Here is a 13,287-nt window from a genome sequence, read left to right on the forward strand (position 1 = left end):
TTTTTCAGGGATTGAACATGTTTACAGGCATTATTGAAAGTCTAGGTAAAGTTGAAAGCATTCAAAACGTGGGTGGCGATGTCCGCTTGCGTATCCAGACAGATTTAGACATGTCGGATGTGCATTTGGGGGATTCTATTGCCACCAATGGCATTTGCTTAACCGTGATCGACTTTGGCAGTAATTGGTATGCAGCCGATGTATCACGTGAAAGTTTAAATCGTACCACCTTGGAACACTGGAAAGCAGGGCAGGCGGTGAATGTGGAAAAAGCCATGTTGCCGACTACGCGTTTTGGTGGACATATTGTCAGTGGTCATGTCGATGCAGTGGGTGAAATCACTCAAGTTCGTTCAGATGCGCGTTCTATTTATTTTGAAGTGACCGCACCGAAAGAAATTGCACGCTATTTAGCGGAAAAAGGCTCTGTGACCGTGGATGGTATTAGCCTGACGATTAACCATTTACGAGGTAATGTGCTGAGCTTAAATTTAATTCCGCACACGGCTGAACGAACCAATATCGGTACGTGGAAGGCTGGGGCTAAAGTGAACTTGGAAGTGGATGTTTTAGCACGTTATATTGAGCGTTTATTGCTTGGTGATAAAGCCGCTGAGACCACAGAGCAATCAAAAATTAGCTTAGATTTTCTCGCTGAAAATGGCTTCTTGAAATAAGTTGATACCGAAGAAAACCAAACAGTCTGATTGAAAAATTAGACTGTTTTTTTATTTTTGGTGATAATGCGTCGCGGAATGACATATATGATGAATAATCAGACAGGTGATAATGATTGATTTCTTACTGAATCTGGAACAGTGGTTACCCATGTTATTGGAAAATTATGGTGTGTGGATTTATGCCATTTTATTTCTGGTGATATTTTCAGAAACGGGTTCAGTATTTATGTTCTTCCTGCCGGGAGACAGCCTGTTGCTTGCCATCGGCGCATTATGTTCAACGACGGAAGTGGTGCATTTACACACCATGGGGCTGATGTTATTTGTCGCATCGGTCTTGGGCTACTGCGTCAATTACTATACGGGCAGCGTGTTAGGCATTAAGTACTTTAATAAGCACACACGTTACTTTAAGCCCGAATATATGGTCAAAACCAATAAATATTTTATGAAGCATGGCGGTAAAACGATTTTAGTCGCACGCTTTGTACCTTTTGTACGTTCTTTTGCGCCTTTTGCCGCTGGGTCTGCGCGCATGAGCCTCGGTACATTTATGTTCTATAACGTGCTGGGTGGTTTCATCTGGATTGGATTATTACTTGGTATTGGTTATTTCCTAGGACATACCGTTTCTGCAGTTGCAGATTTGGTCTAAGCCAAACTTAGACTGAGAAAAAGCCCACTGTTGTGGGCTTTTTTTATGGAGTCGATGACAACTTAGTGTTTTGTAACGGTCACCACATCAAGGGTTTGAAAAATCGAGCTGCGGGGCAGTTGCTGAATGCTAAAACCACCTTTTTCTGATTCACGGCTGAGATACACCGAAATACTATGAAAGTCTGAATGACTCAGCCAAAGATCTTTGGCACGAATGTCCCATTGTTCTCCAGCAGATAGAGAGGATATTTTCTGGGTAATCTGGTGAATGATGTCCATATTGAATTCCCATCTGGATGCATGATTATATCTTTAGGATGCCTGAAGCATTGTGTTTTGAGGGACAATGCTTCAGCCATATGAACATCATGTTGCAAATACATGTCAGTTTAATGACAGTGACCAGATTTCGATGGACGGCTTAAGATGCTTGGGACGATGTAGATTCTGTCGAAAAATTGGAGTTTTCTAAGATATAGTCAATTTCTTCTTGTGCAGCAGCTTTCAATTTTGCACGGAAATCACTGACGGCTATTTCGATTTGCGTTTCTGCCTCAAGTTCCAAACGCACGCGTACACTTTCAAGTTCTGACAACATTTGTCCTTCGCTAACCGATAAGCTTTGGCTTAATCCCGCTAAACCCGTTTCAGGGTTTTTATGATAGCGAGCGGCATAGTGTTGTACTTCACGATCAAGATTATGCTGCATCATGGTGAGCGCTTGCGTTTGTGCAGCAAAGCGTAACTCTTCGTCACGTTTCAGTTGTTCTGCATAGGCTTGTTCAGCTTCACGTTTTTCTTCTAAAGCTTTTTCTAAAGCCAATTGTTTACGAATGCGAGCATCTTCAATCAGCTGTGCTTTCAAATCTGCATAGGCAGACTCAATTTTGTCAAAAGACACTTGCTGCTGTTGTTGGTCATTGACCAGCCATTGTTGAATGTCTGTACTGGGATTGAGTACATCGCAAACGCGACCAAGGTCATCAATAAAGGTCTGACGAATAGCTTCAGGTACTTTTAACCAGCGCTGTTTAAAGTCTGGACCGACATTCAATGCCATGGTGCACCTCCTTGCAAATAGGGTAAAACCAATATCACGTTAAAGTTTATGGGTCTGCGGTTGAACGCCCAAACGTCGATATTGTTTATATTTTTCACGCCCGATAATTTTAGCGGGTTCGTTATTTTCAATAATTTCGATAATGTGACTAAAACTCACGAACTGTTCAAGTGCTTGATCGTTAAAATTAAACACAATCCAGTCGGCTTGCTCAGGCAATTGGGCAGAAATACAGACCGTTGCCTCGGCTTGATCGATACCATGGGGAATGAAACCTGTGTGATCGAAACTCCACAGGCGTTCATCAAGTTGTTGCTGTAAGTCTGGGTCAGCACAATGTAGCCAAATACGTACAGGCTGACGCAGGATCTTACGGCATAAACGACAAGTGCTTTCGACTTGTCGTTCAGGACTTTTTTCAAATAAATAAAAGCTAACTTTAGCCATTCGCTTGAGCACGATTCGCTAAGAATTGCATTAATAATGGCACAGGACGACCTGTTGCGCCTTTATTTGCACCTGAGTTCCATGCAGTACCAGCAATGTCTAAATGCGCCCAACGATATTCACGCGTAAAGCGTTGAAGGAAACATGCAGCGGTCACAGAACCTGCTTTTGGACCACCAATGTTGGCAATATCTGCAAATGGAGAATCAAGTTGTTCTTGATAATCTTCAATTACGGGCATGCGCCATACGCGGTCAAAGCTATGTTGACCCGCAGCAGTCAATTCAGCCGCCAGTTCATCATCAGGAGTGAACATACCAGTAAGGACTGAACCCAGTGCTACGACACATGCACCTGTGAGGGTTGCAATATCAATTACCAGTGCAGGGTTAAAGCGTTTTACATAGGTCAAGGTATCGCACAGCACCAAACGACCTTCGGCATCGGTATTTAGAATTTCAACGGTTTGACCGCTCATGGTCGTCACGATATCACCTGGGCGAGTGGCATGACCAGACGGCATGTTTTCTGCAGCAGCAATTGCGCCGACCACATGAATCGGTAATTTCGCTTCACACAGCGCACGGATGGTACCCAAAACTGATGCAGAACCGCACATGTCGAATTTCATTTCGTCCATGCCCGCACCCGGTTTAAGTGAGATACCACCCGTATCAAAAGTCACGCCTTTACCAACAAGCACCACAGGTGCTTCTTCACGGTTTGAAAGGTATTCGATGGTAATAATACGGCCTGGACGGTCAGAACCTTTGCTCACAGCAAGGAAAGCACCCATACCGAGATCAGCCATTTGCTGTTCATCGAGTACAGTCACTTTGAGTTGATCCGGAAATTCAGCTGCAAGTGCTTGAGCTTGTTCGGCCAAATATTCAGGGAAACAGATATTGCCCGGACGGTTACCTAAGTCACGAGTAAAACTTTGACCTGATTGAACTGCAGAAATTAAGTCAAGCTGTGCAGTGGTTAATGGACTTTCAGCAGCGATTAAATGGATCTGCTCCAAAACAAATTCATTTTTCTTAGACTTGTATTCATCAAAGGCATAAGCCGCTTGCGTCAGGCTAAGTGCAAATAAATAATGTTGTTCTTGTGGTAGGGCAGAGATATCGACACTGATCTGTTTGAATTTTTTTTGTGACGCTTTAATAATGGTTTGTGCAATTTTTGCAAATTTATTGACCTGTAATTCAGCAACTTTGCCGAGGCCTAAAAGAGCGCTATTGCGACAAGCGGCAATGTTCGCCACCAAAGGCAGGCTTTCATTGAGTGCTGCTTTAAATTGAGTCGCTTCAATTAAATTATCTAAATCATTGATTTGATATGAAGTAGCTGCATTTGTAACGTGCTCAGAATCTACTAATATCAACAAATATTGGCTGGACGCATTCGCTTGGAATGACGTATTAATAGAAAGTTTCATGTGCGGTATTTATGCCTTTTTAAATTTATAAACCATTAAACCATTAAACCATTAAACCATTGAAACATTTATATGAATAGAGTTTCAATGAGCAACAAGGGTATAGGTTTTATATTTTCTACATTCGGGTAAACTAACGCTAGTTTTTATTGGCCCTATTTTTGGAAGAATTAATTTGATTATTCGGCGTTATCTGGTCAAGCAAGTGGTGTCGACATCACTGGTTGTGATTGCCTTATTGACCTTGATCATGATGGGTGGTCGTTTGATCAAGTACTTTGGTGTGGCGGCCCAGGGCCGTTTAGATGCAAGTATTTTATTTAGCATCATTGGCTACCGTTTGCCTGAATTTTTAACCTTAATTCTTCCGCTCGGTTTCTTTATTGGTCTGATGTTGGTCTTTGGTCGTCTGTATGTCGATCATGAAATGGCTGTGCTCAATGGTAGTGGTGTCAGTCGTAATCAATTGTCACGTTTATTGGTGCCGATGACCGTGGTCTTTATGGCTGTTCAAGCATTTTTGATGCTGTGGGCGTCGCCTTGGGGCATCCGTCAGTTTGAAGCATTAACGACTTCACAAGCGGTACGAACAGGCTTTGACTTGGTTCGACCGAAAGAGTTTATTTCCTCTGGGCCCTATACCATTTATGCAGGGGACTTGTCAGAAGACCGTAAAAACTTAAAAGATATTTTCTTCTATCAGCGTGCAGAAAAAGAGGGCAAGCCTGATGTCATTATTTTGGCAAAAGAAGCGACCCGCGTCGAAGTGCCCGATGACAATGCCAATGTGGTTGATTTAGTTGAAGGCCGCCGTTACGAAATCTATCCGGGGCAACCGCGTTATTCTCAAGCTGAATTCCAAAGTTATCGTTTACGTTTAGAAAATGATAAAGAAGCAAAATTTGAAAGTACCGAAGTAGAAGCTTTACCAACCTCGAAGTTATGGGATAACCGTCATGATCCTGTGGTTGCCAGTGAACTTGGTTGGCGAATCTTTGTGCCGTTCGCTATTTTGGTGGCGTTATTGCTTGCCACTGCTTTGTCTGAGGTAAGTCCTCGTCAAGGGCGTTACCTAAAACTGTTCCCAGCCTTACTTATTTTTGCCAGTTTAATCGTGGCTTTAATGGCGATCAAAACGCGGATCAGTAAAGAAGAAATGGGCATCTGGGCTTATCCACTTGTTTTGGTAATTTACGGCATTGCAGCGGCATTGTTCTCGCGTAAACAAAAATTAGCGCCCAAAATTAAGAAACAAATTCAGCGAGTGAGGTCTTAAAATGTTGGCACGTCGTATAGTTGCAAAACATGTGACCAAAACTACTGCTTTAGCCATGCTTGGTGCGACCGCGGTATTGGCTGGCTTACAAGTGCTTTTTACTTATTTAGGTGAATTGGGCTCGCTGAAAGAAGGCTATAACGCATGGAATGCTTTGCAGTATGTGTTATGGAGTTCACCGAATTATTTATATGAAATTTTGCCGATTTCAGCCTTGATTGGCGCGGTACTGGGTTTAGGAACTCTAGCTTCAAATAGTGAATTAATTGTGATGCGTTCGGTCGGTATCAGCCTTTGGCGGATTGTGGGCTGGGTGATTCGTTCGGCACTCATTTTGGTGGTTTTATCCTTTGCATTAAGCGAATGGGTCATTCCCTATACCAATGAACAAGCCAAAAGCGTCAAAAGTCACCGCACTGCGGCTGAACTGGGCGAAGTCAAAGGCTATTGGTCACGTGAAGGCCAACGCTTTATTTATATTGACTATGCCAATTCACAAGGTCAAATTAAAGATGTTCAGGTTATTGATTTTGATCAAAAATATCGTTTGCGAGGCACTTTGGATGCTGAGCAAGGGAATTTTGTCAAAAATGGTTCTTGGTCGCTACAAAATTCAACCCAAGTGGATCTATTAGCGACGGGTGATGCCGTGGCGAAGCAAAATGCTGAACAGCCGCTTTCATTGGCGTTGCAACCTAAATATGTGCATATGGTTACCATTGACCCTGAAGATTTATCACCGAGTCAATTGGTGAGCTTTATGAGCTATATGCATGAATATAGCCAAGTCCCGAAAACTTACCAATTGGCGTTTTGGCAAAAGTTTGGTTCGCCCTTTGCTTTAATTGCCTTGGTGGTAATTGCGTGTTCATTTATTTTTGGACCTTTACGTCAACAGTCGATGGGTTTCCGCTTGGTGATTGCCTTATTTGCTGGACTGGGCTTTTACTACTTACAAGATTTCTTGGGTTATGCAAGTTTGGTGTACGCTCCATCGCCTGCATGGTTCGTCTTTATACCAATTATTTTGATGTTTGTAGCGGGTGGCTATCTGCTGCACCGCGCACGTTAAGTGCATGCAAGATTGAGTAAAACAATGTTGATGACCTAGATAAACCATGGTTGTCACATAGAGTCTTCACCGAAAATTCGGTAAGATAGTATGATTAATTTATAAACGAAAGAGTGTTCATTATGACGGATGCAACTGCTGGCAAAATCCCACACGTATTGGTAATTATGGATGGTGTGGGTCATCGCGAAGCGGTCGAGGACAATGCCTTTTTAGCAGCAAAACGACCTAACTTGACTGCAATGCAGGAAAAGCATCCGCATGGATTGATTTCAGGCTCTGGCGAAGACGTTGGTTTACCTGATGGTCAAATGGGTAACTCTGAAGTGGGTCACATGAACCTTGGTGCAGGACGTGTGCTGTATCAAGACTTTACTCGTATTACCAAAGATATTCGTACCGGTGCCTTCTTTGAACATGACGTATTAGTCGATGCGGTTGAAAAAGCCAAAGCTGCAAACCGTGCTGTACATATCATGGGCTTGTTGTCTGAAGGTGGTGTGCATTCACATGAAGATCACATTGTGGCGATGGCTGAATTGGCATTAAAACGTGGTGCAAAAGTGTATCTTCATGCATTCCTTGATGGTCGTGATACGCCACCAAAAAGCGCACAACCTTCGCTTGAAAAATTAGATGCGCTGTTTGCTCAGTATCCGGGTCAAGGTCGTATTGCTACCATGATTGGTCGTTACTTTGCGATGGACCGTGACAACCGTTGGGATCGTGTTGAGCAAGCCTATCGCCTATTAACTGAAGGTGAAGCAGTGCGCACTGCAGCGACTGCTGTTGAAGGTCTAGAGCAGGCTTATGCTGCTGAAGAATCAGATGAATTTGTGAAAGCGACGCGTATTGGTGATTTAGCACCGATCCAAGATGGTGATAGCGTTGTCTTTATGAACTTCCGTGCTGACCGTGCGCGTGAAATTACCAAAGCTTTTGTGGAAAAAGATTTTGCAGGTTTTGAACGTAAAGTGGTTCCCGCTTTATCAAAATTTGTCATGTTGACACGTTACCAAGCAACAATTGATGCACCTGTGGCTTATATGCCAGAAGCGTTGCATAACTCGATTGGTGAATACCTGTCTAATTTGGGTAAAACACAACTTCGTATTGCTGAAACTGAAAAATATGCACACGTGACCTTCTTCTTCAGTGGTGGTCGTGAAGATGAATATCCGGGTGAAAAACGTATTTTGATTCCATCGCCAAACGTTGCGACCTATGACTTAAAACCAGAAATGAGTGCTTATGAAGTCACTGATGAGTTGGTTGCCGCAATTAATTCAGGTGAGTACGACTTACTGGTGGTGAACTATGCCAATGGTGATATGGTTGGCCATACTGGTGTGTTTGATGCAGCAGTCAAAGCAGTTGAAGCCGTAGACACGTGCCTAGGTCGTGTGTATGAAGCTGTGATGGCAAATAAAGGTCACATGTTAGTGACCGCCGATCATGGTAACGTAGAGCAAATGCAGGATTACCAAAGTGGTCAGGTGCATACTCAACATACCACTGAACTTGTGCCGTTTATCTATGTTGGTCCGACCCATGCAACAATTGCAGAAGGTGGTGTTTTGGCTGACGTAGCGCCGACACTGTTAACTCTTATGCACATTCCTGTACCAACAGAAATGCAAGGTCGTAACTTGATTACTCTTGAATCTTAAAATGTAAGGAAGCATGAATGACTAAAGCACACTGGACGTCAGTTGTAAGCCTTACAGCCTTGCTGCTGTGTTCTAGTCATTCGACATGGGGAGCCGACAAAGCAAAGTCGGCTTTCGATGAGTTTGATGGCAGCTATGAACAAAGTTATGCCGAAGTACCTGTCGAATCGATCCAACAATTTGTTCAAATCTATGGCATTGTCAAAGAAAACTATGTAGTTGAAAAAAATGACGATGCATTATTCCAACAAGCCATCAAAGGTATGGTCAGTGGTTTAGACCGCTATTCACGATATCTTTCACCAGAAGACTATAAGCAGCTTTTGCAATACACCGAAGGGGATATTGCGAGTGTCGATTTCAATTTGCGTTTTGATGCAGGTTTACAGCAATGGGTCATCACCAATTTAAAGCCTGATGCCGATTCAGCAAAGCTAGGTCTGAAAAATGGCGCTGCGGTGTTTAAAATTGATGATCAAGAACTCAAAAAACTCAATCAAGATCAAGTACGACACCTGCTTACCGGCAGTATCGGCTCGACGCTGAATCTACAGTTGATAACTGCAAGTCAACCGATCAATTTGGTCAGAAACACTAAAGTTGAAACAGATATAGAATCTAAATTATTAAATAATCAGGTTTTAGTTTTACACGTTAGAGTTTTTCAACAAGATACAGCCAATGAAATAAAGCGTTTGATTGAAAGTCATGGTTCGCGTGTCAAAGCGGTATTGTTTGATTTAAGAAATAACCCTGGGGGGTTACTGTCCGCAGCAGTAGAGTCTGCCGATTTATTTTTGAATCAGGGCATTATTGTGTCGACTCGAAGTCGATCTGAGGGTGACCAACAATTTCAGGCTTTACCAAGTTTTGAATTTCAAAATATGAAAGTCGGCATCTTAATCAATAATCGTTCTGCTTCTGCCGCAGAGGTCTTTACCGCAGCATTAAAAGAGCATAAACGTGCATGGGTAGCGGGTGAGAAAAGTTATGGTAAAGGTGTGGTTCAAAAACTATTTCCATTGAGTAATGGTGCGGCTTTACAAATGACTGTGTCGCAATATCTGACACCGAATGGCAAAATGATTGAAGGAATTGGGGTGCAGCCAGACTATAACTATCCGCTGCAACATGATGCACGTGAAGATCACTATGTCGATCATGTTGCAGAGTTATTGCTGAATCAAAAATAAACAGCAATACGCTGGAAAGCTTTTACTCTTCGTCTTCGGTATCTAAACCGAATTTTTTCAAACGATAGCGCAATGAACGGAATGACATGCCTAATTTTTTTGCGGCAAGGGTTCGGTTCCAATGGGTGAGATTCAACGCATTCATGAGCACTTCTTTTTCGATATTTTCTAAAAAGAGTTCTAAACCTTCTTCAGGTAGTTTACGAGGAACCACACTCTGTTCGTTGCTGTTTGCAGCAAGCTGAGCGGATTCATTCGTTGTTGGAGCGGAATTGAACTGAGCACTCGGTTGTCTTAATGGCGCACTTTGCAGATGTTGAAGATCAATTTGCTCATCATCGCAGAGGGTCATGGCACGTTCGATAATATTGCGGAGTTCACGCACATTACCTGGATAATATTGGCTGAGCAGGAAACTCTTCGCACGTTCAGTTAGAGGCTTAGTAGCAATTTCCCATTCATGGCTAATTTTTTGAATAAAATGTTGAGCCAATAAGAGGATATCGTCGCCACGTTCACGTAAGGCAGGCAACACTAAATCCATCACATGGATGCGGAAGAATAAATCTTGGCGGAAGCGACCTTGTTGGACGAGAGCTTCTAAGTCCTGATGACTGGCACTGATCACACGGAAGTCGACATCAATTTCACAGTCTGAACCTACAGGACGAATACGTTTTTCCTGTACTGCGCGTAGCAGTTTAACTTGCATGGCTAAAGGTAGTTCGGCAATTTCGTCCAGAAATAAGCTACCACCATGTGCAGATTGAATCAAACCTTGTTTGTCTTGGGTGGCACCACTAAAGCTGCCTTTTTTATGGCCAAAAAGTTCACTTTCCATTAACTCTGTGGGAATTGCCCCACAGTTAATAGCAATAAAGGGCCCTTCATTACGGTTGCTTAAACGGTGAACCAGATTGGCTACGACCTCTTTACCCGTACCAGATTCACCCGTAATAAAAACAGGTGCTTGTGAACGTGCAATTTTCTTTAGAGTTCGACGCAATTGCTGGATTGGGAGTGATTCACCAATCAACATTTTATGTTCTAAAGCATCTTGCGAAGTAATGTCTTCGGCCAAAGGCTTATTCAGGGCTTTTTGTAGCAGTTGTTCAAGATGTTTGGGATTGATCGGTTTGCTGACAAAATCGAATGCTCCCGCCTTTAATGCGGCAATGGCAATGTCCATGTTGCCATAGGCTGTTAGCACAGCAACGGGCAGGGTAGGACAGTGTTCATTCATCCAATCTAAGAGCTGTAGACCATTACCATCGGGTAAGTTGAGATCGGTTAGGCAGGCATCGTAGCTATAGGTAGACAAGGCTTTTTTAGCTTCGTCGAGGCGATGTGCAACATGCGTTTTAACCCCCATCCTTGATAAAGACATTTGCATTAGCATACATAAGTCTTCTTCGTCATCAACTAATAATACCAGTGGTTGTGAATCCACAGTTTCCCCCTAAAAACAATTAAATAACAGCTTGTAAGCACTCAATCCTAAAGCAAGCTCCCTGTTTTTGTTCTACATAGGAAAGCTGTGCTTGATTCGCTTCACAGAAGCTATGAGCAAGATATAATCCTAAACCAGTTCCAGTGATTTCGGTACTAAAAAATGGCTGAAATAACTGTGCGCGGTTTTGTAAAGCAACCCCATGACCGAAATCTCGGACATCGATCTGGACTTTTTTCTGATCCGTACGCGCCACCACTTCGATATACGACATGTCCGGATTGTTATGGCGAATCGCATTACGAGTTAGGTTGATTAAAATTTGTCTGAACTGTGCCTCATCAAAATCGATCAAAGTTTTGGCTTGTACATTGAGCCGAATGTTCTGTTGAATATCTGCCAGATCTTCTTGCAGGAACAACGGTAAAAATTTTTCTAGATTCAGACGAGTCGGATGGGTTTCCTTATTGCGCACCATATTTAGGGTGTCTTGAATAATCCGGTCAATCCGCACCGCTTGACGTGAAATCATATGATTCAACATGTGCTGTTGTTCGGTATCACTTTGCGGATATAAATCATTGGCATGCACAATTGCCGCTAAAGGATTACGAATTTCGTGAGCAATACTGGCGGAGAGTTGCCCTAAAGCGGCTAATTTTAGTTGTTGCACTTGCTGATTGAGTTTTTGTGCATCTTGTAAAATCAGCAAGGTCAGCATTTGATGCGGCACAACGAGTTTTTGTACGAGTACCTGAATGTGGTATTGGCTTTGTTGGGATTCAAATTGGAATTTTTCACCGCTTTTTAAATCTTCAAATTTGAGTAATTCAAATAAATCTGGCTGCGTGGTATACAGCGGATATTGGTCATGATGATAAGAATTTGGCATGCCGAGTAAATGGCAAGCAGCAGGATTACTCAGCACCACATGACAGTTTTCATCCAACACCAAATAGCCCGTATCAATCTGCTCCAAGATATAGCGGTTAATGTTTTGTAGTCGATGGAGCTCTAAGGATTGCGAAAAATTCAGATTTTCTAGTAATTGGAAACGTTTCACGGCAATTTGCGCACTGCCATACACCACACAAAATAAAAAAGCCAAAATCGCACTGTTGGTTAAATTTTTGAGTGAGGTAAATTCAAGAATTGAACCTAAAAACAGTTGATACACCACGCAAATCACAGCGATGAGGGTGATGACCAAAGCTTTTTGGGCATCTAATAACAGGGATGCTGCAAAAATCGTAATCACAAACAGCAAACTCAAATGTAAATTGGGTCCATCGATGGCTAAGGTCAGTAAGCTCAGCGAAATGACATCTACAATGAATAACAGTAGTAACTGGTTTGGGATCCGGACTTTGAAACGTCCAAGTGACATGAATTGAATGCTGGTAAACAGCAAATAAATCGTCAATACATATAGGTATAAACGTGGGTATTCATAATCTGAACTGAATTGAGTGTAGGTCAGTAAAAAGACCAGTAACAGACAGGCACTGATGATAAAGCGATAAGCACTGTACCAAAGGCCCAAATGATACTGGTTCAATTCACTATGAATTGAACGCTGTGTCATAAGTAACAGGATGTACGTTGTGTTAAGGTTTGATTAACCCGTAGCGAATCGCCAAGTGAGTTAGTTTGACATCACTATCAATATTCAGTTTTTCAAAAATGCGGTAACGGTAGGTATTCACCGTTTTAACGCTAACAAATAATTTATCGGAAATTTCTTGTGCACTAATACAATTGACCACCATCATGGCAACTTGCATTTCACGCTCAGACAGGGCGTCAAAAGGTGATTGTTGTGTATCAGACAAATATGAGCTAGCCAGTTGTTCCGCAATGTCTGCACTGAAATATTTGCCACCTTGCATCACTTTATTAATCGCACGGACCATTTCAGTAACTGGTGCACCTTTGGTGATATAGCCTTTGGCACCTGCTTTTAACAATAAAGACGGGTAGGGTTCTTCAGCAAGTCCACTGACTGCGAGGACTTTTGTATCTGGCGCTGTTTGAAGTAGGCGACGTGTGGTTTCTACACCTCCGATCCCCGGCATATTGACATCTAATAGAACGACATTTGGATGGTGTTGGCGAACAAGTGTAATCGCATCTTCACCCGATTCGGCTTGTCCAATGACTTGGACATCTGCATGGTCTTCGAGCATACGGCAAATACCAGTACGGACTAATTCATGGTCATCTACCACCAAAACTGTGATCACCTACACTCTCCCTCAAATCAAAATCTGTTTTTTTTGTTACATAAAGCAAAATAAGCTTGCAATGAAACGACAAAATTAGCAATCCTATTCTTATATGA

At 42.6% G+C, this 13,287-nt stretch carries 13 protein-coding genes; 6 read left to right on the top strand and 7 right to left on the bottom strand.

The window, feature by feature from the left end; translation table 11 throughout:
* Nucleotides 1-17: 17 nt before the first annotated feature.
* Nucleotides 18-677 carry a riboflavin synthase gene (locus FTU83_RS02995; protein ID WP_180008069.1) on the top strand — a complete coding sequence of 220 codons (660 nt, stop codon included), beginning with the start codon at nt 18-20 and terminating at the stop codon, nt 675-677.
* A 112-nt stretch (nt 678-789) separates the two neighbouring features.
* Nucleotides 790-1,335, top strand: coding sequence for a VTT domain-containing protein (locus FTU83_RS03000; protein WP_078189460.1), 546 nt, complete (start codon nt 790-792; stop codon nt 1,333-1,335).
* Between the two features lie 62 nt (nt 1,336-1,397).
* Here FTU83_RS03000 and FTU83_RS03005 read toward each other — a convergent pair whose 3' ends face one another.
* The 4 genes from FTU83_RS03005 to FTU83_RS03020 form a co-directional block, all read right to left on the bottom strand.
* On the bottom strand, nt 1,398-1,616 hold the full coding sequence (locus FTU83_RS03005; protein WP_180035948.1) for a hypothetical protein: 219 nt from the start codon (nt 1,614-1,616) through the stop codon (nt 1,398-1,400).
* Nucleotides 1,617-1,758: 142 nt separating this feature from the next.
* The gene (locus tag FTU83_RS03010; RefSeq protein ID WP_180049871.1) at nt 1,759-2,397 is read right to left on the bottom strand and encodes a hypothetical protein; all 639 of its coding nucleotides are present in this window, start codon (nt 2,395-2,397) and stop codon (nt 1,759-1,761) included.
* Nucleotides 2,398-2,436: 39 nt separating this feature from the next.
* Nucleotides 2,437-2,844 (bottom strand): DNA polymerase III subunit chi, encoded by a 408-nt coding sequence (locus FTU83_RS03015; RefSeq protein WP_180105633.1) that lies wholly within the window; start codon nt 2,842-2,844, stop codon nt 2,437-2,439.
* Nucleotides 2,837-4,285 carry a leucyl aminopeptidase gene (locus FTU83_RS03020; protein ID WP_078189456.1) on the bottom strand — a complete coding sequence of 483 codons (1,449 nt, stop codon included), beginning with the start codon at nt 4,283-4,285 and terminating at the stop codon, nt 2,837-2,839. Before FTU83_RS03020 ends, FTU83_RS03015 begins: the two co-directional genes overlap by 8 nt.
* A gap of 175 nt (nt 4,286-4,460) precedes the next feature.
* Between FTU83_RS03020 and lptF the strand changes: the two genes are divergently transcribed.
* The 4 genes from lptF to FTU83_RS03040 all read left to right on the top strand — a co-directional run bounded on the left by lptF (nt 4,461) and on the right by FTU83_RS03040 (nt 9,496).
* Nucleotides 4,461-5,561 (top strand): LPS export ABC transporter permease LptF, encoded by a 1,101-nt coding sequence (lptF, locus tag FTU83_RS03025; protein ID WP_180004700.1) that lies wholly within the window; start codon nt 4,461-4,463, stop codon nt 5,559-5,561.
* Between the two features lies 1 nt (nt 5,562).
* A complete protein-coding gene (gene lptG / locus FTU83_RS03030; protein WP_180010687.1) occupies nt 5,563-6,633 on the top strand; it encodes an LPS export ABC transporter permease LptG in 1,071 nt (356 codons plus the stop codon).
* Nucleotides 6,634-6,755: 122 nt separating this feature from the next.
* Entirely contained in the window at nt 6,756-8,303 is a 1,548-nt protein-coding gene (gpmI, locus tag FTU83_RS03035) for a 2,3-bisphosphoglycerate-independent phosphoglycerate mutase (RefSeq protein WP_180088848.1), read from the top strand.
* 17 nt (nt 8,304-8,320) lie between these two features.
* Nucleotides 8,321-9,496 (top strand): S41 family peptidase, encoded by a 1,176-nt coding sequence (locus FTU83_RS03040; protein WP_180088849.1) that lies wholly within the window; start codon nt 8,321-8,323, stop codon nt 9,494-9,496.
* Nucleotides 9,497-9,518: 22 nt separating this feature from the next.
* On the opposite strand, the gene FTU83_RS03045 is transcribed toward FTU83_RS03040, so the two are convergent.
* Genes FTU83_RS03045 through FTU83_RS03055 form a run of 3 tightly spaced genes read right to left on the bottom strand, consistent with a single transcriptional unit; the run spans nt 9,519 to nt 13,189 of the window.
* The gene (locus FTU83_RS03045; RefSeq protein WP_180105634.1) at nt 9,519-10,946 is read right to left on the bottom strand and encodes a sigma-54 dependent transcriptional regulator; all 1,428 of its coding nucleotides are present in this window, start codon (nt 10,944-10,946) and stop codon (nt 9,519-9,521) included.
* A gap of 19 nt (nt 10,947-10,965) precedes the next feature.
* A complete protein-coding gene (locus FTU83_RS03050) occupies nt 10,966-12,531 on the bottom strand; it encodes a PAS domain-containing sensor histidine kinase (RefSeq protein ID WP_180105635.1) in 1,566 nt (521 codons plus the stop codon).
* Nucleotides 12,532-12,553: 22 nt separating this feature from the next.
* On the bottom strand, nt 12,554-13,189 hold the full coding sequence (locus FTU83_RS03055; protein ID WP_078189449.1) for a response regulator: 636 nt from the start codon (nt 13,187-13,189) through the stop codon (nt 12,554-12,556).
* Between the last annotated feature and the right edge of the window lie 98 nt (nt 13,190-13,287).

Origin of the sequence: Acinetobacter sp. YH12152, from assembly GCF_013418285.1 — a bacterium.
In the GTDB taxonomy this organism is placed as follows: domain Bacteria; phylum Pseudomonadota; class Gammaproteobacteria; order Pseudomonadales; family Moraxellaceae; genus Acinetobacter; species Acinetobacter amyesii.